Origin of the sequence: Streptomyces sp. NPDC014894 (assembly GCF_043080985.1) — a bacterium.
GTDB lineage: Bacteria > Actinomycetota > Actinomycetes > Streptomycetales > Streptomycetaceae > Streptomyces.
The window spans coordinates 506,492-531,097 of record NZ_JBIBWD010000003.1 but is presented as its reverse complement, the minus strand read 5'-3'; the positions used below and the strand labels follow the sequence as shown (position 1 = coordinate 531,097).

The following is a 24,606-nucleotide window of genomic DNA, read 5'->3' as shown; positions in this document are numbered from 1 at the left end:
AACGGGGTCGTCGGCCGGCCGGCGAACGGGGAGGCGGTCGGCCGGCCGGGAGAGCGGGGCGGTCAGCCGACCGGGCGGGCGCACCAGTCGCCGCCCGGGACGGGAGTGCCGTCGAGGAGCAGCCGGCGGGCGACGGCGGGGGCGGCCAGATAGACCCAGGCCCGTATCGCCGTGCCGTCGGCGCGCCGGACGTCGCGGACGACCCGTTCGTAGAGATTGGCCGGGTGGCCGGGGGCGAAGTACTCCTCCAGCTCGTCGAGTGCGGCGAGCAGAGCGCGGTACTCCCCCGGGGCCGCCGTCAGCACCTCGCCGGTGATCGACCCGGGACCGTCGCCGACGCCGGGCCCGGGACCAGGACCGGGTCCAGGTCCGGGACCGGGTCCAGGTCCAGGTCCAGGTCCGAGGACGGGTCCAGGTCCGAGTACGGGTCCAGGTCCGAGTACGGGTCCAGGTCCGAGTACGGGACCGAGTCCGGGCGGCCAGGGTGGACCGGGAGGCTTGACGGCGTAGGGATAGCCGGGGCCCTCGTAGAGCGTCGCGCCAGGCAGGCGCGCGGGCTCCTCGGACACGGTGCGGCCCCGGAGCAGGAGGGTGTGATTGCGCTCGCCGGGGCGGAGGGTGCCGTAGACGAAGAAGGGCAGCTCGCGCGGGGCGTGCGGGGGCGGCGGCCCGCTCATCCGCCCGACCGCCCGCGGGGAGTGTCGGTCTCGTCCGCGACCCACTCCAGATAGGCGGCGCTGCCGCCGGCCGCCGGGGTGGCGATGATCTCGGGCGTCTCGTAGTCGTGCGCGGCGATCAGATGCCGTTCCAGCTCCGGGTAGCGCAGCCGGGTGGTCTTGAGCAGAACCTGCCATTCCTGGGCGGTCTCGATCTCGCCCCGCCAGCGGTAGACGGAGGTGACGGGGGCGGAGGAGATCTGCGCGCAGGCGGCCAGCCGGGCCGTCACCGCCCCATGGGCCAGGGCCTCCGCCTTGGCGGCGGTGTCGGTCGTGGTCAGCACCGTCAGCACGGTCAACACGGCCGACGCGGTGACGGGCGCGGCGGACTCGCCGTCCGGCGCGAGCGCGTCCACGAGTCCCACAGGTCCTCCCAGGAGGTCGGTACGGGGTGGCAGACGGCCACGGTACGGGACCCCCGGCCGCCGCCGCACCCGCCGCCGCACCCCCGCGCCGAGCGCGCGCCCCACCGCCGCAGGGCCGCGCCCCACCCCAGCAAGGCCGCCGCGCCCCACCCCCGCAGGGCCGCGCCTCACCCGCCGCAGGGCCGCGCCTCACCCGCCGTAGGGCCGCGCCTCCTTCGCCTCCCGGAGCGCGTGCCCCCACCACGCGAGCTGGTCGAGCATGTCGACTGCGGCGGTGTCGCAGGCCGCCGGGTCCTTGTGCCGCCCCTCGGCGTCGAACTGACCGTGGGCGTTGTGGAAGGAGACGGTGTTGCGGATGGTCACCGAGTGCATCTCGGCGAAGACCTGCCGCAGCTGCTCGACGGCGCGCAGCCCCCCGGAGAGCCCGCCGTAGGAGACGAAGCCGACGGGCTTGGCGCTCCACTCGGTGAAGTGCCAGTCGATGAGGCTCTTGAGGGAGGCGGGGAAGGAGTGGTTGTACTCGGGGGTGATCACGACGAAGGCGTCGGCGGCGGCGAGCCGGGGCGAGACCTCTTCGAGCGTCTTGCCGAGGGCGGGGGTGACCTCGCTGGTCAGCCCGGTGGGCAGATCGACCTCGCCCAGATCGACCACCTCGACCTCGAAGTCCCCGTGCGGCCGGGCGTGTTCGAGGAACCAGTCGCCGATGACGGGTCCGAACCGCCCCTGGCGGTTGCTGGAGAGGATGACGACGAGCCGCAGAGGAGCGGTGCGGACGGCGGCGGTGGATCGCGGGGTCTCCCGCGTGGTGGAGTTCATGGACAGGAGCTTCCAACCTCAACCTAAATTGAGGTCAAGGGGGGCGGGAGGCGATGGCGCGATCGCCCGGTGATCGACCCCGGCTCGCCTACCGTAGTGACATGACTCACATACAGATCAATGGTGTCACCGCCACCTCCGAAACCCTGGTCATGCCCGTACTGAACAGCTATGGCCACTTCACCGCGATGCAGGTCAGAAACGATCGGGTCCGCGGGCTCGGACTGCATCTGGAGAGACTCGACGCGGCGACGCGGGAACTGTTCGGAGAACCCCTGGACGGGGACCTGGTCCGGGCGGACATCCGACACGCGCTCGCCGCCGCCGGGACCTCGGACGCGTCCGTGCGGGTCTACGTGTACTGGCCCGAGGACGACGAGCGGGCGACCCTCATGGTCACCGTGCGCGAGCCCTTCACGATGGCCCCGACGCCCGTACGGCTGATGTCGGTGCCCTATGTCCGCGACCACCCGCACCTCAAGCACCTGGGCTCTTTCGGACAGAACCATGTGCTCACCCTCGCCGCCCGGGCGGGATACGACGAGGCCCTGCTCATCGCGCCGGACGGCGCGATCACCGAGGGCGCGGTCACCAACATCGCCTTCTGGGACGGCGAGCACATGGTCTGGCCCGACGCTCCGTGCCTGATGGGGACGGAGCGGGCGCTGCTGGAGCCCCGGCTGCCGTCGGTCAGGAGGCGGGTGACCCTCGCCGATCTGGGCGACTACCGCGCCGCCCTCATCACCAACTCCCGCGGCTTCGCCCCGGTCGCCGGGGTGGACGCGGTGGCGTACGGGGTGGACGCGGCGCTCATGGAGTCGGTGCGGGCGGCGCACGACACCGTGGCATGGGACCTCATCTGACCGGACCCCGGCCGGAGCCGGCCCCCGACACCGCGTCAGAGGTGAACGGGTGAACCCGTCACTCATTCAGCGCGGCTGCCATCTGATGGGTTATCACCCGCTCTGACCTGCGACGATACCGACTGTCCAGCGCGACACGCCGAGCGGGACCCATCGATCTGACGAGGCATCAGCATGCGTGGGGCGCGCGGTGCGCCTTATCTCGGAGGTGACGTACTCAGCACCGTTTTCGGAGGAGCGCCATGCCCACCAGTGCCCGACTGCTGACCACGGCCGTGTTGGCGGTCGCCACCATAGGCCTCAGTGCCCCCGGAGCGTTCGCCGGGGACCACGAGTCCCTGGAGGTGTTCCCGTCCACCGCCGCTCCGGGGGCGACCCTCACCCTGAACACGACAGCCTGCGGCGAGAACGGCCAGGGCTTCGGAGACGCCCGCGCGCTGGGCGCGGGCGAGTTCCGGCTGTCCCCCGGAGCCCACAAGGAATCCGTGGTGGGACAGCTCAGGGTGCCTTACGGAGTCCAGCCCGGGACCTACTCGGTCGGCGTGCGCTGCGACAACGGCAAGCGCGTCACCGGCGATGTCACCCTGCGGCCCCGCGAGGACGAGTCGAGTTCGCTGAACGGCAAGAACAACGGCGACTCGGGCTCGCACGAGAGCGGCGGCGAAAGCGGGCACGACAGCGGCGGCGGCGATGAGAGCGGCCAGGGCCACGACTCGGGCGGGTACGACGAGAGCGGCCAGGCCGGCCAGCACCACCAGCAGCCCAGCGGTCATGTGCAGACCGGCGTCGGGGGCAGTGTGGGCCCCGACACCGCCCAGATCGCGGCGGGGGCTGCCGTGCTGGCGGCCGCCGCCGTCGGCGGGACCCTGCTCCTGCGTCGCCGGGCGAGCGGCACTCAGGGCGGCTGACGGGCGGCCCCGCGCCGTCCACCCGCTGTCCCCCGTTCCCGGCAGGCCCCGGCCTGCCGGGAACGGGGCGTCCGCGCCTCGGGGACCCGCGCCTCCGGAGCCCGGCCCGGACCCACACCCGGACCCGGACCCGCACCCGCACCCGCACCCGCACCAGTCCCGACCCGTGGCCCCGCCGCCGCCCGACCGCCCGACCACCCGAACGCCCGAACGCCTGAACGCCCGAACGCCGGAGGACCGAAGGACCGATGAGCAGCGCCAAGGGCTGGGGCCTGGCCCTCGCCGTCTGCGCCGGCGTATGGCTGGTGCAGAACGGCTCCCGGGACGTCACCCCGCCCATGCCCACCGCCGCCGAGGCCTTCGCCTCCGGTCCGCACGCGCACACGGACGCGGCCGCCGAACCGCTGCCCCCGTCCGGGCCGCTGCGGCTCCGCATCCCGTACATCGGCGTCGACACCCCCCTCACGGGTCTCGGCCTCGCCAAGGACGGCAGCCTGGAGGTGCCGCCGCCCGACGACGGCAATCTCGCGGGCTGGTTCCGGGACGGCACTCCCCCGGGCGCGAAGGGCACCGCCGTCGTGGCGGGCCATGTCGACAACGCCGAGGGCCCGGCCGTCTTCTACGGACTGGGCGCGCTCAAGAAGGGCCACCGCATCGAGGTGTCGCGCCAGGACGGGCGCACCGCCGTCTTCACGATCGACGCGATCGAGGTCTACGAGGCGGACGGCTTCCCGGACGCCAAGGTGTACGGGCCGCGCGGCCGCGCCGAGCTGAGGGTGATCACCTGCGGCGGCGGTTTCAGCGAGAAGTCCGGCTACCGGGGGAACGTGATCGCCTTCGCTCATCTCATCGGCGTACGCGGAACGCCAGTTTTTTGACCGCTCGTTCTGAATTGAGCTACCGTGATCTTGTGTCCAGAACCAAGGAATTCGATCCGGACGCCGCACTCCAGTCCGCCCTTGAGCTGTTCTGGCGGCGGGGCTACGAGGCGACCTCGATGGCGGATCTCGTCGAGCACCTCGGCATCGGCCGCGCCAGCATCTACGCCACCTTCGGCAGCAAGCACGAGCTGTATCTGAGATCGATGGACCGGTACGCGCAGACGGCCACGGCCCGGCTGGTCGAGACGCTCTCCGCGCCCGGCCCCGCGCTGCCGGGGATACGGCGGGCGGTACGGCAGTTCGCCGCCGAGTGCGGGGACGCCGAACGGCGGCTGCGCGGGTGCCTGGTCACCAACACCGCCGCCGAGCTGGCCCCGCACGATCCGGCGGCGGCCCGCAGGGTCGAGCTGAGCTGGGACCAGATAGAGACTCTCCTGCATTCGTCGCTGATCCGGGCGCAGTCCCAGGGCGAGCTGCCGGCGGACCGGGATCCGCGCGCGCTGGCCCGGATGCTGCTGGTGCTGATGCAGGGGGCGCGGATCGTCGGCAAGGCGAGCGCCGACCCGGCCCGGGTCACCGACGCGGCCGAACAGGCGCTGACCCTGCTGGACTGACCGGCCGCGGCCGCGCCCCGCACCCGGCCGGCACACGACGCCAGGCGCCGAACACCAGGCACCAGGCACCAGGCACCAGGCGTCGAAACACCCGACCACCCGCACGCTCATACACCTGAACGCTCAAACACCCAGTCGCGCCCGGGCAGCCGAAGCACCAGGCGCCCCTGCCCCCTGCCCTCATATTAAACCGATCATTCCACTAAAGCCTCAGAAGAACCGCTCCGCAGAACTCATCTCGGGAGACTGACACCATGTCCGATCGCTTCAGCGGCAAGACCGTCCTCGTCACCGGCGCCGGCACCGGCCTCGGCCGCGCCATCGCCCTCGCGTTCGCCGCCGAGGGCGCCTCCGTGGTGGCCGCCGGCCGCACCGCCGCGACCCTGGAGGAGACCGTCAAGCTGATCGAGCACGCCGGCGGCTCCGCGATCGCGGTCACCGCCGACGTCACCCGCCCCGACCAGGTGCGCGCCCTGGTCCGGGCGGCCGTCGCCCGCTTCGGCGGCCTGGACGTCGCCGTCAACAACGCGGGCGTGTTCCGGGGCTTCGAGCCCGCCGCCGACATCGGCGAGGGCGACTGGGAGACGGTGCTGCGCACCAATGTCACCGGCGTCTGGCTGGCGATGAAGCACCAGGTGGCGCAGATGCGGCAGAACGGCGGCGGCGCGATCGTCAACATCTCCTCCAACCTCGGCGCGCACGCGCGGATCCCGAACGCCGCCGCGTACATCACCTCCAAGGCCGCCGTCTCGGCGCTCACCCGCGCCGCCGCCCTCGACCACATCGCCGAGGGCATCCGGATCAACGCGGTCAGCCCCGGAGCGTCGGAAGGGCCCATGTCGCTGATGCCGGGCGAGACCGAGGCCGACCGCACGGAGCGGCTGAAGAGCGAGAACCCGCTCGGCCGGGCCGCCACCGCCGGGGAGGTCGCCGCCGCCGTCCTCTATCTCGCCTCGGACGACGCGGGATCGGTCGTGGGCTCCGATCTCGTCGTGGACAGTGGCTCCTCGGCCTGACGGCTCCTACGCTGATCGCCCAGACGACGGGCTTCGAAGGGCGAGTGCGATGGCGGGCCGGCACACCAGCGACATGGCGGATCAGCGCGGACGTACGGCCGTGGTCACCGGGGCCAACAGCGGCATCGGGCTGATCACGGCCCGGGAACTGGCCCGGGCGGGCGCCCGTGTGGTGCTCGCCTGCCGCAGCGAGGAGCGCGGCCGCCGGGCCGAGGCGCGGATCCGGCGGGCGCTGCCGGGCGCCGAGGCGGAATACCGGCGGCTGGACCTCGGAGACCTCGCCTCCGTACGGGAGTTCGCCGCCGGTTACCCGTACGAGCGGCTTGATCTACTGATCAACAACGCCGGGGTGATGGCCCTCCCGCAGGGCCGGACCGCCGACGGGTTCGAGACCCAGTTCGGCGTCAATCACCTCGGCCACTTCGCGCTCACCGGGCTGCTGCTGCCGAAGCTGCTCGGCGCCGGGGGCGCGCGCGTGGTGACCGTCTCCAGCGGTCTGCACGCGCTGGCCGATCTGGACATGGGCGATCTCAACAGCGAGCACCAGTACCGCAAGTGGATCGCCTACGCCCGTTCCAAGACGGCGAATCTGCTCTTCACGCACGAGCTGGCGCGGCGGCTGGCGGCGGCCGGATCCGATGTGGTCGCCGCCTCGGCCCACCCCGGCTACGCGTCCACCAATCTCCAGGGCGCCGGCCCGCGCATGGAGGGGCGCAGGCTGACCGAACAGATCATGAACCTCGGGAACCGGCTCTTCGCGCAGTCGGCGACGGCGGGCGCCCGTCCGACGCTGTACGCGGCGACCGCCCCCGGAGTGCGCCCCGACTCCTTCACCGGCCCCGGCCGCCTCGGCTGGCGCGGCGCGCCCGCTCCCTCCTGGCGCACCGGCTGGACCCGCGACGATGTGGCGGGCGAGCGGCTGTGGGTGGCGTCGGAGCAGCTCACCGGGGTGGTGTACGAGGGGCTCGCGCGCTAGAGGCCGTAGGGCGGCGCTACCGGAGGCCCGAGACCTCGAAGACGCCGCGTGCGGTGTCGGACTCGATCCGGTCGGAGAGCGAGCGGAGCACCGCCGAGCCGGAGCGCAGCAGACCGCGGTCCCGCGCCTTGCGGGCTCCCCGGTCCAGCTCGTGCCAGAGCAGCGGATTGGCGGCCAGGGTCATCGGGTCCACCTCGACCCGGCGGCCGCGGACGTCCCTCAGGACGATCCGCTGGGCGACCCCGCCCCTGCGGGCGACCTGGGTGAGGAGATCGGTGCTCACCCGGCGCTCGCCGAGCAGTCCGCGTACGGAGAGCCAGTCGTGACCGGCCGTCACCCGGGGCGGGTAGAGGACCGCGAAGAGGGCGGCGGCGAGGATCGTCCAGAGGGCGGTGCGGCCGGCTTCGACGGTGCCGGCGGCGAGGTCCACGAGATGGAGGAGGACGATCAGGCTGAGGGCGCAGAAGGCGGCGGCCCAGAGATCGTTCACCCAGCCCCGGTCCTCGGCGAGCACCGCGCCCGCGTCCCCGCCTCCGTCCGCGTCCCCGCGCCGGTCCTCGCGCCCGCACCCGTCCCCGTACACCTGCCCGTACGCGTGCCCGTACGCATCTCCGGGTCCGGACCCGGACCCGTCGGGGCCCGTCGGTCGGCCGCCGGGGCTCTCGGGCCCGCTCTCGCTCGCGCTCTCCATGGGCGGGACGGTAGGGCCCCGGGACGGGCGCCGGCCGTGCCCGGGGCGAGCGCTGACGGGTTCTCTACGCGGCGCGTCAAGGCCGTGTGAAGACCGGCCGCGTGCGCGCAAGGGACACGACAAGAGGGCCCGCCGGAGGAAAACACCGACCTCACGCTGAGGCTCCTGGCTCCAGCACCGGAGGTTCGCCCCGATGACCACGCTCTCCACCCCCTCCGGAAGATCCGGCGAACCCGAAACGCCCAGCACACCCGGCACCGCGTCCGAGCCCGCCGCCGAATCCGAGGCCGCCGCCGAGCCCGGGCCCGAGTGCGGCGCCCAGGCGGACCCCGGCGAGCGCCACCGGCTCACCACGCTCCAGGGCCTGGCCGCCCTCTCCCTCGACGCGATGGCGTCGGTGGCGTACGGCCCCGAGGCCATCGTCCTCGTCCTGGCCGCCGCCGGCGGCGTCGGACTCGGCCACACCCTCCCCGTCACCCTGGCCATCGCCGTCCTGCTGGCCGTGCTCGTCGCCTCGTACCGCCAGGTCATCGCCGCCTTCCCGGACGGCGGCGGCTCCTACGCCGTGGCCCGGGCCCATCTGGGCCGGCGCACCGGACTGGTCGCGGCGGCCTCGCTGATCCTCGACTACGTACTGAACGTGGCGGTCTCCGTCACCGCCGGAGTCGCCGCGCTCACCTCCGCCCTCCCCGGTCTGTACGAGCACCGGCTGCCGCTGTGTCTCGGCGTCCTGGTGCTGGTCACCGGGGTGAATCTGCGCGGAATCGTCGATTCGGCGAAGGCGTTCGTCGTGCCGACCGCCGTCTTCGTCGGCTCGATCCTCACCCTGATCGCGGTGGGGCTCTTCCGTACGGCCCCGGTCTCCACGGAGGCCGCCGCCGGCCATGCCTCGGCGCTCGGCGAGAGCGCCACCACGGTCGGGGCGCTGCTGCTGCTCAAGGCGTTCGCCTCCGGCTGCTCCGCGCTGACCGGGGTGGAGGCGGTGGCGAACGCGGTGCCGTCCTTCCGCGCCCCGGCCGTCCGGCGCGCCCAGCGCACCGAGGTCACGCTCGGCGTGCTGCTGGGCGTGATGCTGATCGGGCTCTCGGTCCTCATCGGCCGTTTCCATCTCCAGCCGGTCGAGGGGGTGACGGTGCTGGCCCAGCTCGCCGACGCCTCGCTCGGCCACGGCTGGGGCTTCTATGTGGTGCAGTTCGCGACCGTGGTGCTGCTGGCGCTGGCGGCGAACACCTCCTTCGGCGGGCTGCCGGTGCTGATGTCGCTGCTCGCCCGGGACAACCATCTGCCGCATCTCTTCCGGCTGAAGGCCGACCGGGAGGTGCACCGGCACGGTGTGGCGGTGCTCGCCGCCGTCGCGGCGCTGCTGCTGCTCTTCTCCGGCGGCGACACCAACACCCTGGTGCCGCTCTTCGCGATCGGGGTCTTCGTGGGCTTCACCGTCTGCCAGACCGGCATGGTGATCCACTGGCGGGTGCGGCGGACCGGCCGGTGGCGGCTGAAGGCGGCGCTCAACGGGCTGGGGGCGGTCCTCACCGGGGTGAGCGCGATCGTGGTCACGGCCACCAAGTTCACCGAGGGAGCTTGGCTGATAGTGATCGCTCTGCCCGCGCTGGTGGTGCTCTTCGAGCGGGTCCACCGCGCCTATGGGCGCATCGACGAGCGCATCGGTCTGGGGCTGGTGCCGCAGCCGCCGCGCCGGGAGCGGTCACTGGTGATCGTGCCGGTGTCGCATCTGTCCCGGTTGACGTGCGAGGCGGTGAACGCGGCGGTCTCGCTGGGGGACGAGGTGCGCGCGGTCACCGTCACCCACCCGGACGCGGAGGACCGTGCGGAGTCGAGGGCGCTGCGCCGGGACTGGGAGCGGTGGAATCCGGGCATCGACCTGGTGGAGCTGCACTCGGAGCACCGGACGATCGGCCGGCCGGTGTCGGAGTACGTACGCCGGATCCACCGGTACCACCCCGGCACCCGTGTCACCGTGCTGATAGCGGAGGTGGAGCCCGAACGGCTGTGGCAGCGGCTGCTCCAGAATCAGCGCGGGGCGGTGCTGGCGCACGCGGTGCGCCGGGACACGGAGGCGGTGATCTGCCGTCTGCGCTTCCGGCTCACCGATACTGAGCAGGCGTCGAAGTCCCGGAATCCGTAGAAACGCCCAGTTGTTTCGGCCATCCGGCCTGCGGAGGTCAGCGCGGATTGACGCACCGTCAATGAGCCGCCTCCGGATTCCCTCGTCGCGCGATCCCGCGCCGCCGCCCGGCGGCGCGGGTCGTCACCAGTGCTCTGGAGCGATGTATGGAACGTCGGAGTTTTCTGCGGACAGCGGTCGTCGGCGTATCGGCCGCGGCCGCCCTCGGCGGCTCGCTGTGGCGCGGCGCGGCCCAGGCGGGCACCGCGCAGCCGGGCCCCGGCCCGTACGGCCCGCTGCTGCCCGCCGACGCGTCGGGTCTCGCGCTGCCGAGCGGCTTCACGGGCCGGGTGGTGGCCCGCTCGGGCGAGCCGGTCGCCGGGACCGGCTATCGCTGGCACAGCGCCCCCGACGGCGGGGCGTGCTTCGCGGACGGGGCCGGGTGGATCTATGTCTCCAATTCGGAGATCGATCCGTCGGGCGGGGCGAGCGCGGTGGTCTTCGACGGCTCCGGCGCGATCACCGGCGCGCACCGGATCCTGTCGAACACCCGGCAGAACTGCGCGGGCGGGAAGACTCCCTGGAACACCTGGCTCTCCTGCGAGGAGGTCGGCCGCGGCTATGTCTGGGAGACCGATCCGTGGGGGGTGCGGGCGGCGGTGCGCCAGGACGCGATGGGCCGGTTCAAGCACGAGGCCGCGGCGGCCGACCCCGTACGCCGGGTGGTGTATCTGACGGAGGACGAGTCCGACGGCTGTCTGTACCGGTTCGTCCCGACGGTCTGGGGGACGCTCTCCTCCGGCACGCTCCAGGTGCTCACGGCGGGCGGCCAAAGCTCGGGCTCCTTCGGCTGGGCGGATGTGCCCGATCCCGGGGGTTCGCCGACCGTGACCCGTGATCAGGTCCCGGGGGCGAAGCGGTTCCGGGGCGGGGAGGGGTGCCACTACGCCGACGACACGGTGTGGTTCACCACCAAGGGCGACGACCGGGTCTGGCGGCTGAACGTGGAGGACGACACCTATGAGCTGGCCTACGACGACTCCCTGGTGAGCGGGGGCGGGCCGCTGACCGGGGTCGACAATGTCACGGGCAGCGCCTCGGGCGATCTGTATGTGGCGGAGGACGGCGGCACGATGGAGATCTGTGTGATCACTCCGGGCGGCGAGGTCGCGCCCTTTCTGCGGGTGGAGGGCCAGTCGCGGTCGGAGATCACCGGCCCGGCGTTCGCCCCGGACGGCGGCCGGCTGTACTTCTCCAGCCAGCGGGGTACGCGGGGTTCGTCGTCGGGCGGGATCACCTACGAGGTGAGCGGGCCGTTCCGGGTCTGAGCCGGCCGCGCCCGGGGCCGGGTCTCCGGCCCTGATCCCGCCGGCCCCGGTCCTGGCCCCGCTGGCCCTGGTCCTGGCCCCGGTCCTGGTCCTGGCCCCGGTCCCGGTCCCGCCGGTCCTGGTCCCGCCGGTCCTGGTCCCGGTCTCGCCCCCGGCCTCGGCAGTCCCCGGCCTCGGCCGTCCCGGGCCGGGCCCCCTCGGCCCCCGTCCCGGCTCAGCAGCCGGTCGCCTCCGCCGGTGCGCCGCCCCGCAGCAGGGCGGCGCCCAGCGGGGTCAGCGTGTGGAGGACCGCGTTGCCGTGGCGCAGCGTCATCACCAGTCCGGCCTCCCGCAGGACGGCCGCGTGCTGGCTGGCGGAGGCGAGCGAGACACCGGCCCTGCGGGCGAGTTCGCTGGTGGTGCAGCCGTAGCGGATGGCCTGGAGGACGGCCGAGCGGGTGTGGCCCACGAGCCGGCCCAGGGAGGGGCCCAGCGCGGTGCCGCCGGTCTCGCCGAAGGCTGGCTCGGGGGTGTGGGCGGCGGGGTAGACGAGGATCGGCGGCAGCCCGGCGTCGCGCAGAACCACCGGCATGCCCCGGCAGAAGAACGAGGGCTGGAGGAGGAGTCCCCGCCCGTTCAGGCAGACTTCGCGGTCGACGGGGTAGTCCGCCTCCAGCACCGGGGCGCGCCAGCGCAGCACGGGCGGCAGCGAGCCGAGGAGTTCGCCCGCGCCGCCGTCGAGCAGCGCCCGGCCGCGTACGGCGCGGTCCGCCTCCACCCGGGCCTGGATGTGCGCCCAATAGGGCTCGATGGCGGCGCGGTGGTAGCTGCGCAGCACCGAGACGAGCCGGGCGAGCGGCTCGGGCCGGCCCTCGGCGAGTCCGGCGAGCCGTCCGGCGCGCTCGGCGGCGCGCTCGGCGCTCCGCTCGGCCGAACGGTCGGTCTTCCGTTCGGGGGTGCTCCCTGCTGACACGAGAGTCAGTTCGGAATCGAGCCGCCGGACCTCCGTCGCGCGGATCGCCTCAAGCCCGGCCTCCAGGCCGCCGCTGCCTTCGGGCGGGGTGAGAAAGTCCGGGAAATAGCCCCGGGGCGGCACCAGAGCGGAGAGGAGGCTTGTTTCACTATTCAACCGCGTCCGGGTTTCCGTACGCCATTCCCCGAACATCTGAGCGCGGCGGCGCTCTCTCAATCGATGAAAGCTGAGAATCGTTTCCCACATGGCATCCGGTCTTGTGGCCATTCTCACTCTGGCCAGGTCGTCGCCGGTGAAATGGATACGCAGCACTGAACCCCCACTGTTGCACCCGCAATCGCCCCGATCACTGAGTATGCACGTCATCACAGGCGGTCACCACGGAGTTTCAGCCAGAGTTGAAATGTCTCGCCCGGGTCGGGTGCGAACCGAAAGGCTGTACGGCGTCGGGCAGGTTCCTTCTGTCTCCGATGGATGAGCTGAAGACCGTGGGGGGCTTCGCACATCCGGCGGCGGGTGACAGAAGGTGCGGCTCCCTGTCCGGTGGGGTAATGGGGCGCGGCCCGTGGATGGGGATCCACAGGCCGCGCCCCGCCCGCCGTTTTGCGGGGCGAACGACAGAATTTCGGTTACGTCAAGATCAGGCTACGCGCGTCATGCATCTATCCGGGTCCCCTATTTCACAGGGTCTTTACGGAAGTGCCGAAAGAAACAGAAGGTGGCGTCCGGGCCCGTGCAACAGGAGGGGCGGGCGCCCCGCACAGGCCGCCCGCCCCTCCTCGGTGCTCCGGAGCCCGCGCCGCCCTGGTGAGGGTCGTCGGGTCGGCGCCGGCTCCGGCGTCAGATGGTCGAAGAGCCCTTCGCGAGGGTCGCCGCGCGCCCGGCCTCCAGACGGGCCACCGGGATCCGGAAGGGCGAGCAGGAGACGTAGTCGAGCCCGACCTCGTGGAAGAAGTGCACCGACTCCGGGTCGCCGCCGTGCTCTCCGCAGACCCCGAGCTTCAGATCGGGCCGGGTGGCCCGGCCCGCCGCCGCCGCGCTGCGCACCAGCGATCCGACGCCGTCCCGGTCGATGGTCTCGAACGGCGAGACGCCGAAGATCCCCTTCTCCAGGTAGGCGGTGAAGAAGCTCGCCTCCACATCGTCGCGGGAGAAGCCCCAGACGGTCTGGGTGAGGTCATTGGTGCCGAAGCTGAAGAACTCGGCGGCCTCGGCGATCTGTCCGGCCGTCAGCGCGGCGCGCGGCAGCTCGATCATCGTGCCGAGCGCGAGCTTGAGTTCGGCGCCGGTGGCGGCCTCGACCTCGGCGATGACCTGCTCGGCCTCGTCCCGGACGATCTCCAGCTCCTGGACGGTGCCGACCAGCGGGATCATGATCTCGGCGCGCGGGTCGCCCTTGGCGTCGATCCGGGCGGCGGTGGCCTCGGCGATCGCCCGGACCTGCATGGCGAAGAGACCGGGGATGACCAGACCGAGCCGTACGCCCCGCAGCCCCAGCATGGGGTTCTGCTCATGGAGCCGGTGGACGGCCTGGAGCAGACGGAGGTCGTTCTCGTTGTGGTCCTGGCGGGACTCGGCGAGCGCCACCCGCACGGACAGCTCGGTGATGTCCGGCAGGAACTCGTGGAGCGGCGGGTCGAGCAGCCGGACCGTCACCGGAAGGCCGTCCATCGCCTCGAACAGCTCGATGAAGTCCTTCTTCTGGAGCGGCAGCAGCTGTTCCAGCGCGGTGGTGCGCTCGGCGTCGGTGTCGGCGAGGATCAGCTTCTCGACCATCTCACGGCGCTCGCCGAGGAACATGTGCTCGGTGCGGCAGAGCCCGATGCCCTGGGCCCCGAACCGCCGGGCGCGCAGGGCGTCCTCGGCGTTGTCGGCGTTGGCCCGCACGCGCAGCCTGCGTACCCGGTCCGCGTAGGCCATGATCCGGTGGACGGCGGCGACGAGTTCGTCCGCGTCGTCCGCGCCGGCGTGCATCCGCCCCTCGAAGTACTCGACCACCGGGGACGGCACGACGGGCACCTCGCCGAGGTAGACCTTGCCGGTGGAGCCGTCGATGGAGACGACGTCGCCCTCCTCGATCACCTGGTCGCCGACCGTCATCCGCCGCCGCTTGGTGTCGACCTCCAGGTCCTCCGCGCCGCAGACACAGGTCTTGCCCATGCCCCGGGCGACGACGGCGGCGTGCGAGGTCTTTCCGCCGCGCGAGGTCAGGATGCCCTCGGCGGCGATCATCCCGTCGAGGTCGTCGGGGTTGGTCTCCCGGCGGATGAGGATGACCCGCTCACCTGAGCGGGACCATTTGATGGCGGTGTACGAGTCGAAGACCGCCTTGCCGACGGCCGCGCCGGGCGAGGCGGCGATGCCCCGGCCGAGGAGTTCGCCCCGGGCGTCCTCGTCGAAGCGGGGGAACATCAGCTGCGCGAGCTGTGCTCCGGTGACCCGCTTGAGCGCCTCGGCCTCGTCGATCAGTCCCTGGTCGACGAGTTGGGTGGCGATCCGGAAGGCGGCCCCGGCGGTCCGCTTGCCGACCCGGGTCTGGAGCATCCACAGCTGGCCGCGCTCGATGGTGAACTCGATGTCGCAGAGATCCTTGTAGTGGTTCTCCAGCGTCTCCATGATCTGCATCAGCCGGTCGTACGAGGTCTTGTCGATCTTCTCCAGCTCGGCGAGCGGGACGGTGTTGCGGATGCCCGCGACGACGTCCTCGCCCTGCGCGTTCTGGAGGTAGTCGCCGTAGACGCCCTGCTGGCCGCTGGCCGGGTCGCGGGTGAAGGCGACGCCGGTGCCCGAGTCGGGGCCGAGGTTGCCGAAGACCATGGAGCAGATGTTGACGGCGGTGCCCAGATCGCCGGGGATGCGCTCCTGGCGGCGGTAGAGCTTGGCCCGGTCGCCGTTCCAGGACTCGAAGACCGCCTTGACGGCGAGGTCCATCTGCTCCCGCGGATCCTCGGGGAAGTCGCGTCCCGCACGGGACTTGACGATCTCCTTGAAGCGCTTGACCAGCGACTTCAGATCGGCGGCGTCCAGATCGGTGTCGACGGAGACCTTCTTCGCCGCCTTGGCCGCCTCCAGCTCCTCCTCGAAGAGGTCGCCGTCGACGCCGAGGACGGTCTTGCCGAACATCTGGATGAGCCGGCGGTAGGAGTCCCAGGCGAAGCGCTCGTCGCCGGACTGCTCGGCGAGTCCGGCGACGGAGGCGTCGGAGAGACCGATGTTGAGGACGGTGTCCATCATGCCGGGCATGGAGAACTTGGCGCCCGAGCGCACGGAGACGAGCAGGGGATCGTCCGCCTGGCCCAGCTTCTTGCCCATGCGCCGCTCCAGGGCGTCGAGGTGCGCACTCACCTCGTCGCGGAGGGCGGGGGGCTCCTCGCCGCTGGTCAGGTAGACCTTGCACGCCTCGGTGGTGATGGTGAAGCCCGGAGGGACGGGCAGCCGGAGGTTGGTCATCTCAGCGAGATTCGCGCCCTTGCCACCGAGCAGGTCCTTCAGGTCCCTGTTTCCTTCGGTGAAGTCGTAAACGAACTTCTGAACCGGCTGATCCTTGTTTTCCGACACGGCTCTCGACTCCTCGAGGCTCGGTGGCTGCCCTGACGGCGAGGAACATACCCAGATCAAAGGCTTCTGGGTACGTCCACTTGGTCGTCATACGGCCGTAACCACTCGTCCGCCACCGGATCGAAAGGGATAGGGCGATCTGTCATGCCAAGTGCGCTGCTTCAAGCCTTGAAGCCATCGATACACAGGGCGATCGGGAGGGTCCGGCATATCGACGCAGAGTGCCGGGGCGAGCGATGTCGATTGGGGTCGTGAACTCATGAGGGGTGGCACGCAGTGCCACCCTTCCGAGAGATGCACCCTCCCCCATTTCGCTCATTTGAGCGGAGGGTCTATCAAGGGTGGCGAGAATCACGTGCCCGAGCGGACCGTCAGCCGCCCGAAGTGTCCAGTTCCGCGTCCGCGCCGACACCCGCGCAGTCGTACGGATCCTTCAGCCAGCCGTCCGGCAGCACCACCCGGTTGTTGCCCGAGGTGCGCCCGCGCGGGCCGTCCGCGCCCGCCGGCCACGGCTGGTCGAGATCGAGCTGCGCCAGCCCCTCGTCCAGCTCCGCCAGCGAGGAGGTGATCGCCAGCCGCTTGCGCATCTCGGAGCCGACCGAGAAGCCCTTCAGATACCAGGCCACATGCTTACGGAAGTCGATCACTCCGCGCGTCTCGTCGCCGATCCACTCCCCCAGCAGCTCCGCGTGGCGGCGCATCACGCCCGCGACCTCCCGCAGGGTGGGCGCGGCGGCCGAGCCCGTCCCCTCGAAGGCCGACACCAGATCGCCGAAGAGCCAGGGCCGCCCCAGACAGCCGCGCCCCACGACCACCCCGTCGCAGCCGGTCTCCCGGACCATCCGCAGCGCGTCGTCGGCGGACCAGATGTCCCCGTTGCCCAGCACCGGGATCTCCGGGACATGCTCCTTCAGCCGGGCGATCGCGTCCCAGTCCGCCGTACCGCCGTAGTGCTGCGCGGCGGTGCGCCCGTGCAGCGCGATCGCGGTGACGCCCTCCTCGACGGCGATCCGGCCCGCGTCGAGATAGGTGATGTGGTCGTCGTCGATGCCCTTGCGCATCTTCATGGTCACCGGCAGCGCCCCGGCGTTGGACACCGCCTCGTGGAGGATCGCCCGCAGCAGGGGCCGCTTGTACGGAAGGGCCGAGCCGCCGCCCTTGCGGGTCACCTTGGGGACCGGGCAGCCGAAGTTCAGATCGATGTGGTCGGCGAGGCCCTCGTCCACGATCATGCGGACGGCCTTGCCGACGGTGACCGGGTCCACCCCGTACAGCTGAATCGAGCGCGGGGTCTCATGGGCGTCGAAGTGGATCAGCTGCATGGTCTTCTCATTGCGCTCGACCAGCGCCCGAGTGGTGATCATCTCGCTGACGAAGAGCCCCTTGGAGCCCGGCTCCGCCCGCCGCGCGGGGCTGCCGCCGAAGCCCCGGACACCCTCGGCGAACTCCCGGCACAGGGTGCGGAAGGGCGCGTTGGTGATCCCGGCCATGGGTGCGAGCACCACGGGGGGCTGTACGGCGTGCGGGCCGATGGTGAGCGTCGTGGAGGACGCGGACGGCGACGGGGCGAGCGTGGTCATCCGTCCATTGTCCCGTATGCCGCGGGCACCGGGGGGCGATCTTGCGTCCCGCGCACGGGGACACGGGCGCAGAGGGACACAGGGACGGTCCCGTTACGCGAGGAGGCGTGGGCGCGGCGGTACGGAGGCGCTGCGCGCGGCACGGGGGCAGTCGCGGGCGATGGGCCGGACGCCGCCCGGCGCCGGGCGGCGCGCGGAAGACGGCCGTACGATCCACGCATGGCGGAGCCGACCTCCCGGCGCAAACTCGTGGTGCTGGCCATCTGCTGTATGAGCCTGCTGATCGTCAGCCTGGACAACACCGTCCTCAATGTGGCGCTGCCGGTCATGGGCCGGGAGCTGGACGCCTCCGTGACCGGGCTCCAGTGGACCATCGACGCCTACACCCTGGTCCTCGCCTCCCTGCTGATGCTGGCGGGCTCCACCGCCGACCGGATCGGCCGGCGCAAGGTCTTCCTGGCCGGGCTGGCGCTGTTCACCCTCGGCTCGCTGCTCTGCTCGCTCGCCCCCACGCTGGAGTCGCTCGTCGCCTTCCGGATGATCCAGGCCGTCGGCGGCTCGATGCTCAATCCGGTCGCCATGTCGATCATCACCAACACCTTCACCGATCCGGCCGAACGGGCCCGCGCGATCGGGGTGTGGGGCGGAGTCGTCGGCATCTCCATGGCGGCCGGACCGCTCATCGGCGGTCTGCTGGTGGACACCGTCGGCTGGCGCTCCATCTTCTGGATCAATCTGCCCGTCGGGATCGCCGCCTTCCTGCTGACCCTGCGCTACGTCCCCGAATCCCGCGCGCCGCACCCCCGGCGGGCCGACCCCGTGGGCCAGCTGCTGATCATCGCGCTGCTCGGCTCGCTCACCTACGCGATCATCGAGACGGACCTCGTCTTCGCCGTGGTCGCGGTGCTCGCCCTGATCGGGGTGGTGCTGTACGAGCCGAGGCGGCGCGAGCCCCTGATCGATCTGCGCTTCTTCCGCAGCGCGCCGTTCAGCGGGGCGACGGTCATCGCCGTCGCCGCGTTCGCCTCCCTCGGCGGATTCCTCTTCCTCAACACGCTCTACCTCCAGAACGTGCGCGGATACTCCGCCCTGCACGCGGGGCTCTACATGCTGCCGATGGCGGCGATGACCTTCGTCTGCGCCCCGCTGTCGGGGCGGATGGTGGGCAGCCGGGGGCCCCGGCTGCCGCTGCTGATCGCCGGGGTCGCCATGGGGGCCTGCGGAGTGCTCTTCGCCGCCTTCGGGGCCGAGACCTCGGACCCGCTCCTCTTCACCGGCTTCGTCCTCTTCGGCATCGGCTTCGGGCTGGTGAACACCCCGATCACCAACACGGCGGTCTCCGGGATGCCCCGCGCCCAGGCGGGCGTCGCGGCGGCGGTCGCCTCCACCAGCCGCCAGATCGGCCAGACCCTGGGCGTCGCGGTGATCGGCACGGTCCTCGCGCACGGCGTCCACTCCACGTCGGTGGGCTCCCCCGGGTACGCGGACGTCTTCGTGGACGCCAGTCGCGCCGCCTGGTGGATCATCGCCGGCTGCGGACTCTGCATCCTCGTCGTCGGCGCGCTCACCAGCGGCCCCTGGGCCCGCCGCACCGCCCTCAGCTGCGCCGAACACCTGGGCTCCGACCGCCCCGCGGGGGAGCCGGCGGGGCGGCGCTGAGCGGCCTCGCACGGGCTGTGCGGGCTGTACGGGCTGTACGAGGCGTACGCGCGGGAAGCCACGAGGGCCCGCACAGCGCGACGCCCCGCCGGACAGCGGTCCGGCGGGGCGGTGTGACGGGTGGTGAGGGAGCTGGATCAGCCCTGGGAGTCCTGGGAGTCCGAGGACTCGCCCGACTCGGTGTTCTGGGCGCGCTCCCGCATCTTCCGCAGGAGTTCCGCCTTCTGCTCGGCGGCGGTCGCGCGGTTGGCCTGCGGCGTCGGACCGAGGCCCGACTGATCGGCGCGGGACAGCTTCTTGCGCTGCCCGCCGACGCCGAGGAGGTTGTTACGGCTCTTGGCCATGGGGCTCTCCCATCGTGGTGAGGGTGACTGTGGGGATCGTCAGACGAGGGCGGACACGGTCCGCCTCTCTCTCACTCGTAGATCTGGAAGAACGAAGACATGCGGGCGACTTTACAGCCCGGGAAAGCGGGGCCGCACCAGCTTTTCCGGCCGGGGACGGCGAGAGGCCGGACGGGCGGCGGGCCCGTCCGGCCTCTCGGCGGCCGTGGAACGCGTCAGCAGCCGATGAGCCGCGCGCCCAGGTACGCCTGGATCTGGTCGAGGGAGACCCGCTCCTGCGTCATGGTGTCGCGCTCGCGCACGGTGACGGCGTTGTCGTCGAGGGTGTCGAAGTCGACGGTCACGCAGAACGGGGTGCCGATCTCGTCCTGACGGCGGTAGCGGCGGCCGATGGCGCCCGCGTCGTCGAACTCGATGTTCCAGTTCTGGCGCAGGTCCGCGGCGAGCCCCTTGGCCTTCGGGGAGAGCTGCGGGTTGCGGGAGAGCGGCAGCACCGCGACCTTGACCGGCGCGATGCGCGGGTCGAGACGCATCACGGTGCGCTTCTCCAGCACGCCCTTGGCGTTGGGGGCCTCGTCCTCGTTGTACGCGTCGAGGAGGAAGGCGAGCATCGTGCGGCCGACGCCGGCGGCGGGCTCGATGACGTACGGCGTCCAGCGCTCGCCGGCCTCCTGGTCGAAGAACGACAGGTCGTGGCCGGACGCCTTGGAGTGCGCGGAGAGGTCGTAGTCGGTGCGGTTCGCGACGCCCTCCAGCTCACCCCACTCGTTGCCGCCGAACTGGAAGCGGTACTCGATGTCGGCGGTGCGCTTGGAGTAGTGGGAGAGCTTCTCCTTCGGGTGCTCGAACCAGCGCATGTTCTCCTCGCGCAGGCCCAGGCCCCGGTACCAGTTCCAGCGCTGCTCCATCCAGTATTCCTGCCACTGCTCGTCCTCGCCGGGCTTGACGAAGAATTCCATCTCCATCTGCTCGAACTCACGGGTGCGGAAGATGAAGTTGCCGGGCGTGATCTCGTTGCGGAACGACTTGCCCATCTGCGCGATGCCGAACGGCGGCTTCTTGCGCGAGGTCTGCTGCACCTGGCCGAAGTTGGTGAAGATGCCCTGGGCGGTCTCGGGGCGCAGATAGGCGACCGAGCCGGAGTCCTGGGTGGGGCCGAGGTGGGTGGAGAGCAGGCCGGAGAACTGCTTGGGGTCCGTGAAGGTGCCCTTGTTGCCGCAGTTGGGGCAGTTGAGGTCGGCGAGGCCGTTCTCGGGGGCGCGGCCGTTGTGCTTCTCCTCGTACGCCTCGATCAGGTGATCGGCGCGGTAACGCTTGTGGCAGGAGGTGCACTCGGTGAGCGGGTCGGAGAAGGTCGCGACGTGGCCGGAGGCCTCCCAGACCTCGCTGGCCAGGATCACCGACGAGTCGATGCCGACGACGTCCTCGCGCGAGGTGACCATGTAGCGCCACCACTGGCGCTTGATGTTCTCCTTCAGCTCGACGCCCAGCGGTCCGTAGTCCCAGGCGGCGCGCTGACCGCCGTAGATCTCACTGCACGGGTAGACGAAGCCACGGCGCTTGCTGAGGCTGACGATGGTGTCGATCTTGTCGGCGGCCACGGTGCTCTCTTCATAGATGACGACGACGAACGAGGAATGCTTCAGATTACCGGCGCACGCACCCCCTGGATCAAATCGATGGCCGGGCGGGTACGGCCGGGACTCGCCGCGCAGGTCACCCCGGGGGCCCCGGCGGATCCCCGGGCGCCCTCGGGGTGGGGGCGCCTGTGTGTGTTCGACCGCATTCGCTCCAGGTTTGTTGACAATCGTTTCCACTTTTGTTGAAAATGACTGTCATGAACGTACGACGCCTCATACGCACCACCGCCACCGCCGGAGCAGTCGCTCTGAGCCTGACGGCGGTCGCCGCCTGCTCCGCCGGCCCCGGTTCCGGGGACGGCAAGGAGGACGGCAGACTGAAGGTGACCGCGTCGTTCTACCCCATGCAGTTCCTCGCCGAGCGGATCGGCGGCGAGCACGTCACCGTCTCCACCCTGACCAAGCCGGGTGTCGAGCCGCACGATCTTGAGCTGAAGCCCCGCCAGACCGCCCAGCTGGGCGAGGCCGGGTACATCCTCTACCTCAAGGGTCTCCAGCCCGCCGTCGACAAGGCCGTCGAGCAGTCCGGCGTGAAGCACCGGATCGACGCCGCCACCCTCACCTCCACGAAGACGACCGCCCATAACGACGAGGGCGACGAGGGCCACGACCACGGAGCAGAGGCCCACGGCGCGGACGAGCACGACGGCCACGACCACGGCGGCGAGTCCGGCACCGACCCCCACATCTGGCTCGACCCCGTGAAGTACGCCGAGGTCGCCCAGGGCGTCGGGAAGTCCCTGGAGAAGGCCGACCCGCAGAACGCGGACGCCTACCGGAAGAACACCGCCGCCCTGGTCACCGAGCTGAAGCAGCTGGACGCCTCGTACGAGCGGGCCCTGCGGACCACGGACACCAGGACCTTCATCACCACCCACACCTCCTTCGGCCACCTCGCCGAGCGGTACGGACTGGACCAGGAGGGCATCTCCGGCATCAACCCCGACGCGGAGCCCAGCCCCGCCCGGATCAAGGAGCTCCAGACCGTCGCGGAGAAGGAGAAGGTCACCACGGTCTTCTTCGAGACCCTGGCCAGCGACCGCACCGCGAAGACCCTCGCCTCCGACACCGGTCTGAAGACCGACGTCCTCGACCCGCTCGAAGGACTCACCGGCAGCTCCGAGGGAGCCGACTACATCGAGGTGATGGAGTCCAATCTGACCGCGCTGAAGAAGGCCCTGGGCGCGAAATGACCAGCCGATCGGAGTCCCCTGTGAGCACGGCCGCGAGCGAACCCGCCATATCCGGCGAAGGCGCCGGCGCCGGTGACGGCGAAGCCGTCATAGCCGTCCGGGGCGCCCGCGCCACCCTCGGCTCCCGCCCCGTGCTGCGCGGCGTCGATCTGACCGTGCGCCGCGGCGAGGTCGTCGCCCTGCTCGGCGCCAACGGTTCCGGCAAGTCCACCGCCGTACGCTCCGTCATCGGCCAGATCCCGCTGACGGACGGCCGGATCGAGCTGTTCGGGACCGAGCTGCGCCGCTTCCGCCAGTGGTCCCGCGTCGGATACGTGCCCCAGCGGACCACCGCCGCGAGCGGGGTGCCCGCGACCGTGCGCGAGGTCGTCTCCTCGGGCCGGCTCTCCCGGGCCCGGCTCGGGCTGCTCTCGCGCGCCGACCGGGCCGCCGTGGACCGGGCCGTCGAGCTGGTCGGGCTCGCCGACCGCGCCAAGGACTCCGTGAGCGCCCTCTCCGGCGGCCAGCACCAGCGGGTGCTGATCGCCCGCGCGCTCGCCTCCGAGCCCGAGCTGCTGATCATGGACGAGCCGATGGCCGGGGTCGACCTGGCCAGCCAGGAGATCCTCGCCGGCACCCTGCGCGACCAGGTCGCGGCCGGGACGACCGTGCTGCTCGTCCTGCACGAGCTGGGCGCGATCGAGCCGCTGATCGACCGGGCGGTGGTGCTGCGCGACGGCTGTGTGGTGCACGACGGACCGCCGCCGAAGGCCGTGGGCCAGCACGCGCTGCCCGGCCACGACCACGTACATCCGCACGCGGCCGACGAGCCGCTCCGCACAGGACTGCTGACCTGACCATGGAAATCCTTGAGACGGCCTTCATGCAGCGGGCGCTGATCGCGGCCCTGCTGGTCGGCGTCACCGCGCCCGCCATCGGCATCTATCTGGTGCAGCGCCGCCAGGCGCTGATGGGCGACGGGATCGGCCATGTCGCGATGACCGGCGTCGGCCTCGGCTTCCTGCTCTCCACCAACCCGATCTGGATGGCCACCCTGGTCTCCGTCGTCGGCGCGGTCAGCATGGAGCTGATCAGGGCGTACGGGCGGACCCGGGGCGACATCGCGCTCGCGATGCTCTTCTACGGCGGCATGGCGGGCGGCGTCCTGCTGATCAATGTCTCCGACACCGGCTCCACGGGCGATCTCAACTCCTTCCTCTTCGGCTCGCTCTCCTCCGTGTCCGACTCCGACCTCATCGCCATCGGGCTGCTCGCGGCCTTCGTCGTGCTGGTCTCGGTCGGACTGCGGCGGCAGCTCTTCGCCGTCAGCCAGGACGAGGAGTTCGCCCGGGTCACCGGCCTGCCGGTGCGAGCGCTCAATCTGCTGATCGCGGTCACGGCCGCGGTCACCGTCTCGGTCGCCATGCGCGTGGTCGGCCTGCTGCTGGTCAGCGCGCTGATGGTGGTCCCCGTGGCGGCGGCGCAGCAGATCTCGCGCTCCTTCCGGGCCACCTTCGCGCTGGCGGTGGCCATCGGCGTGACGGTGACCCTGGCCGGCACCACCACCTCGTACTACCAGGACGTGCCCCCGGGCGCGACGATCGTCCTGCTCGCGATCGCGTTCTTCATCGCCCTGACCGCGCTGGCGGCGCCGCTGGCGAGGCTCCGGGCCCGCCGGACGGAGACCGCCGGAGGCGGGGGCACGGGCCGGGGCACGGGCGCGGGGAAGGGCGCGGCGGAGTGCACCGCGGAGGTCCCGCCCACCCGCCTGCCGGTCGACGACGTCAGGGTCTGACGCCGGGCCTGGCAGAATTGGCCCTGACAGCATGGCGGGGCGAAGCGAGGAGGCACCTGTGGCGACGGCGCCAAGCGGCGGGAACACCGCACCAGTGCGAGGCCGGTCCACACGGCAGCGTGCCGCGGTGGCGGCGGCACTGGACGAGGTGGACGAGTTCCGCAGCGCCCAGGAGCTGCATGACATGCTCAAGCACCGCGGCGACTCGGTGGGGCTGACCACGGTCTACCGGACGCTCCAGTCGCTCGCTGACGCGGGCGAGGTGGACGTCCTGCGCACCAATGACGGCGAGTCGGTCTACCGGCGCTGCTCGACCGACGACCACCACCACCATCTGGTCTGCCGGATGTGCGGCAAGGCGGTGGAGGTCGAGGGTCCCGCGGTGGAGCAGTGGGCCGAGACGGTGGCGGCGCAGCACGGGTTCGTGAATGTGGCCCACACCGTGGAGATCTTCGGTACGTGCGCCGAGTGCGCGAGCGCCCAGGCGGGAGCCGGGAAGCGCCCGTAGCGCGCTGGACGCGCTGCACGTGCCGGTCCGGCAGGGTCCGCAGACGGTCGACGTCGGCGGGCCCTGTCGCACCCCGTTCGGGCCACCGGACGGGCATCG

21 protein-coding genes and 2 pseudogenes are annotated in these 24,606 nt (G+C 71.7%); 13 read left to right on the top strand and 10 right to left on the bottom strand.

The genetic code is table 11. From position 1 onward, the window contains the following. Window positions 1-62: 62 nt before the first annotated feature. From ACF089_RS10200 to ACF089_RS10185, 4 genes and pseudogenes are all read right to left on the bottom strand, one after another. Window positions 63-332: pseudogene (locus tag ACF089_RS10200) on the bottom strand (gamma-glutamylcyclotransferase); the annotation flags it as partial. Between the two features lie 159 nt (window positions 333-491). Further along, window positions 492-677 (bottom strand): annotated as a pseudogene (locus ACF089_RS10195) (gamma-glutamylcyclotransferase family protein); the annotation flags it as partial. Further along, complete coding sequence (gene cutA, locus ACF089_RS10190) at window positions 674-1,018, bottom strand: divalent-cation tolerance protein CutA (protein WP_392024779.1); 345 nt, start codon at window positions 1,016-1,018, stop codon at window positions 674-676. The pseudogene ACF089_RS10195 and the gene cutA, both read right to left, overlap by 4 nt. A gap of 252 nt (window positions 1,019-1,270) precedes the next feature. Further along, a complete protein-coding gene (locus ACF089_RS10185; protein ID WP_392024379.1) occupies window positions 1,271-1,897 on the bottom strand; it encodes an NADPH-dependent FMN reductase in 627 nt (208 codons plus the stop codon). Between the two features lie 101 nt (window positions 1,898-1,998). On the opposite strand from ACF089_RS10185, the gene ACF089_RS10180 reads away from it, so the two are divergent. The 6 genes from ACF089_RS10180 (at window position 1,999) to ACF089_RS10155 (ending at window position 7,155) form a co-directional block, all read left to right on the top strand. Then, complete coding sequence (locus tag ACF089_RS10180) at window positions 1,999-2,760, top strand: aminotransferase class IV (RefSeq protein WP_392024377.1); 762 nt, start codon at window positions 1,999-2,001, stop codon at window positions 2,758-2,760. A 242-nt stretch (window positions 2,761-3,002) separates the two neighbouring features. Then, on the top strand, window positions 3,003-3,668 hold the full coding sequence (locus tag ACF089_RS10175; RefSeq protein WP_392024374.1) for a hypothetical protein: 666 nt from the start codon (window positions 3,003-3,005) through the stop codon (window positions 3,666-3,668). Between the two features lie 248 nt (window positions 3,669-3,916). Further along, a complete protein-coding gene (locus tag ACF089_RS10170) occupies window positions 3,917-4,546 on the top strand; it encodes a class F sortase (RefSeq protein WP_392024371.1) in 630 nt (209 codons plus the stop codon). 32 nt (window positions 4,547-4,578) lie between these two features. Then, window positions 4,579-5,163 carry a TetR/AcrR family transcriptional regulator gene (locus tag ACF089_RS10165; RefSeq protein WP_392024369.1) on the top strand — a complete coding sequence of 195 codons (585 nt, stop codon included), beginning with the start codon at window positions 4,579-4,581 and terminating at the stop codon, window positions 5,161-5,163. 254 nt (window positions 5,164-5,417) lie between these two features. After that, entirely contained in the window at window positions 5,418-6,179 is a 762-nt protein-coding gene (locus ACF089_RS10160; protein ID WP_392024366.1) for an SDR family NAD(P)-dependent oxidoreductase, read from the top strand. A 49-nt stretch (window positions 6,180-6,228) separates the two neighbouring features. Next, entirely contained in the window at window positions 6,229-7,155 is a 927-nt protein-coding gene (locus ACF089_RS10155; protein WP_392024363.1) for an oxidoreductase, read from the top strand. 16 nt (window positions 7,156-7,171) lie between these two features. Here the strand turns inward: ACF089_RS10155 and ACF089_RS10150 are convergent, their stop codons facing one another. Beyond that, a complete protein-coding gene (locus tag ACF089_RS10150) occupies window positions 7,172-7,846 on the bottom strand; it encodes a hypothetical protein (protein ID WP_392024359.1) in 675 nt (224 codons plus the stop codon). Between the two features lie 193 nt (window positions 7,847-8,039). Here ACF089_RS10150 and ACF089_RS10145 point away from each other — a divergent pair, with 193 nt between their 5' ends. Both ACF089_RS10145 and ACF089_RS10140 read left to right on the top strand, forming a co-directional pair. Beyond that, window positions 8,040-9,992: an APC family permease gene (locus ACF089_RS10145; protein WP_392024356.1), complete on the top strand. Its 1,953-nt coding sequence runs from the start codon at window positions 8,040-8,042 to the stop codon at window positions 9,990-9,992. A gap of 146 nt (window positions 9,993-10,138) precedes the next feature. After that, the gene (locus tag ACF089_RS10140; RefSeq protein ID WP_392024353.1) at window positions 10,139-11,299 is read left to right on the top strand and encodes an alkaline phosphatase PhoX; all 1,161 of its coding nucleotides are present in this window, start codon (window positions 10,139-10,141) and stop codon (window positions 11,297-11,299) included. Window positions 11,300-11,513: 214 nt separating this feature from the next. Here ACF089_RS10140 and ACF089_RS10135 read toward each other — a convergent pair whose 3' ends face one another. From ACF089_RS10135 to dusB, 3 genes are all read right to left on the bottom strand, one after another. Then, window positions 11,514-12,563 carry a DUF5937 family protein gene (locus ACF089_RS10135; protein WP_392024350.1) on the bottom strand — a complete coding sequence of 350 codons (1,050 nt, stop codon included), beginning with the start codon at window positions 12,561-12,563 and terminating at the stop codon, window positions 11,514-11,516. 528 nt (window positions 12,564-13,091) lie between these two features. Continuing rightward, entirely contained in the window at window positions 13,092-15,809 is a 2,718-nt protein-coding gene (gene ppdK, locus ACF089_RS10130) for a pyruvate, phosphate dikinase (RefSeq protein WP_392024347.1), read from the bottom strand. 371 nt (window positions 15,810-16,180) lie between these two features. After that, on the bottom strand, window positions 16,181-17,389 hold the full coding sequence (dusB, locus tag ACF089_RS10125) for a tRNA dihydrouridine synthase DusB (RefSeq protein WP_392024345.1): 1,209 nt from the start codon (window positions 17,387-17,389) through the stop codon (window positions 16,181-16,183). A gap of 219 nt (window positions 17,390-17,608) precedes the next feature. Here dusB and ACF089_RS10120 point away from each other — a divergent pair, with 219 nt between their 5' ends. Beyond that, window positions 17,609-19,048, top strand: a complete 1,440-nt coding sequence (locus ACF089_RS10120) for an MFS transporter (RefSeq protein WP_392024342.1) — start codon at window positions 17,609-17,611, stop codon at window positions 19,046-19,048. Between the two features lie 137 nt (window positions 19,049-19,185). On the opposite strand, the gene ACF089_RS10115 is transcribed toward ACF089_RS10120, so the two are convergent. Further along, the gene (locus ACF089_RS10115) at window positions 19,186-19,392 is read right to left on the bottom strand and encodes a DUF6243 family protein (protein ID WP_392024340.1); all 207 of its coding nucleotides are present in this window, start codon (window positions 19,390-19,392) and stop codon (window positions 19,186-19,188) included. Window positions 19,393-19,607: 215 nt separating this feature from the next. Then, window positions 19,608-20,993, bottom strand: a complete 1,386-nt coding sequence (locus ACF089_RS10110; RefSeq protein WP_392024338.1) for a glycine--tRNA ligase — start codon at window positions 20,991-20,993, stop codon at window positions 19,608-19,610. A gap of 236 nt (window positions 20,994-21,229) precedes the next feature. Here ACF089_RS10110 and ACF089_RS10105 point away from each other — a divergent pair, with 236 nt between their 5' ends. Genes ACF089_RS10105 through ACF089_RS10090 form a run of 4 tightly spaced genes read left to right on the top strand, consistent with a single transcriptional unit; the run spans window position 21,230 to window position 24,507 of the window. Beyond that, on the top strand, window positions 21,230-22,225 hold the full coding sequence (locus tag ACF089_RS10105; RefSeq protein WP_392024336.1) for a metal ABC transporter substrate-binding protein: 996 nt from the start codon (window positions 21,230-21,232) through the stop codon (window positions 22,223-22,225). Next, complete coding sequence (locus ACF089_RS10100) at window positions 22,222-23,061, top strand: metal ABC transporter ATP-binding protein (protein ID WP_392024333.1); 840 nt, start codon at window positions 22,222-22,224, stop codon at window positions 23,059-23,061. The genes ACF089_RS10105 and ACF089_RS10100 overlap by 4 nt, the downstream gene beginning before the upstream one ends. 2 nt (window positions 23,062-23,063) lie before the next feature. Then, window positions 23,064-23,999: a metal ABC transporter permease gene (locus ACF089_RS10095; protein ID WP_392024331.1), complete on the top strand. Its 936-nt coding sequence runs from the start codon at window positions 23,064-23,066 to the stop codon at window positions 23,997-23,999. A 58-nt stretch (window positions 24,000-24,057) separates the two neighbouring features. Then, window positions 24,058-24,507 carry a Fur family transcriptional regulator gene (locus tag ACF089_RS10090; RefSeq protein ID WP_392024328.1) on the top strand — a complete coding sequence of 150 codons (450 nt, stop codon included), beginning with the start codon at window positions 24,058-24,060 and terminating at the stop codon, window positions 24,505-24,507. The last annotated feature ends 99 nt before the right edge of the window (window positions 24,508-24,606 follow it).

Coding starts and splice junctions, on each gene's coding strand:
- ACF089_RS10185 (WP_392024379.1), bottom strand. CDS start 1,897: ATGAACTCCACCACGCGGGAGACCCCGCGATCCACCGCCGCCGTCCGC.
- ACF089_RS10180 (WP_392024377.1), top strand. CDS start 1,999: ATGACTCACATACAGATCAATGGTGTCACCGCCACCTCCGAAACCCTG.
- ACF089_RS10175 (WP_392024374.1), top strand. CDS start 3,003: ATGCCCACCAGTGCCCGACTGCTGACCACGGCCGTGTTGGCGGTCGCC.
- ACF089_RS10170 (WP_392024371.1), top strand. CDS start 3,917: ATGAGCAGCGCCAAGGGCTGGGGCCTGGCCCTCGCCGTCTGCGCCGGC.
- ACF089_RS10160 (WP_392024366.1), top strand. CDS start 5,418: ATGTCCGATCGCTTCAGCGGCAAGACCGTCCTCGTCACCGGCGCCGGC.
- ACF089_RS10155 (WP_392024363.1), top strand. CDS start 6,229: ATGGCGGGCCGGCACACCAGCGACATGGCGGATCAGCGCGGACGTACG.
- ACF089_RS10150 (WP_392024359.1), bottom strand. CDS start 7,846: ATGGAGAGCGCGAGCGAGAGCGGGCCCGAGAGCCCCGGCGGCCGACCG.
- ACF089_RS10145 (WP_392024356.1), top strand. CDS start 8,040: ATGACCACGCTCTCCACCCCCTCCGGAAGATCCGGCGAACCCGAAACG.
- ACF089_RS10140 (WP_392024353.1), top strand. CDS start 10,139: ATGGAACGTCGGAGTTTTCTGCGGACAGCGGTCGTCGGCGTATCGGCC.
- dusB (WP_392024345.1), bottom strand. CDS start 17,389: ATGACCACGCTCGCCCCGTCGCCGTCCGCGTCCTCCACGACGCTCACC.
- ACF089_RS10120 (WP_392024342.1), top strand. CDS start 17,609: ATGGCGGAGCCGACCTCCCGGCGCAAACTCGTGGTGCTGGCCATCTGC.
- ACF089_RS10115 (WP_392024340.1), bottom strand. CDS start 19,392: ATGGCCAAGAGCCGTAACAACCTCCTCGGCGTCGGCGGGCAGCGCAAG.
- ACF089_RS10105 (WP_392024336.1), top strand. CDS start 21,230: ATGAACGTACGACGCCTCATACGCACCACCGCCACCGCCGGAGCAGTC.
- ACF089_RS10100 (WP_392024333.1), top strand. CDS start 22,222: ATGACCAGCCGATCGGAGTCCCCTGTGAGCACGGCCGCGAGCGAACCC.
- ACF089_RS10095 (WP_392024331.1), top strand. CDS start 23,064: ATGGAAATCCTTGAGACGGCCTTCATGCAGCGGGCGCTGATCGCGGCC.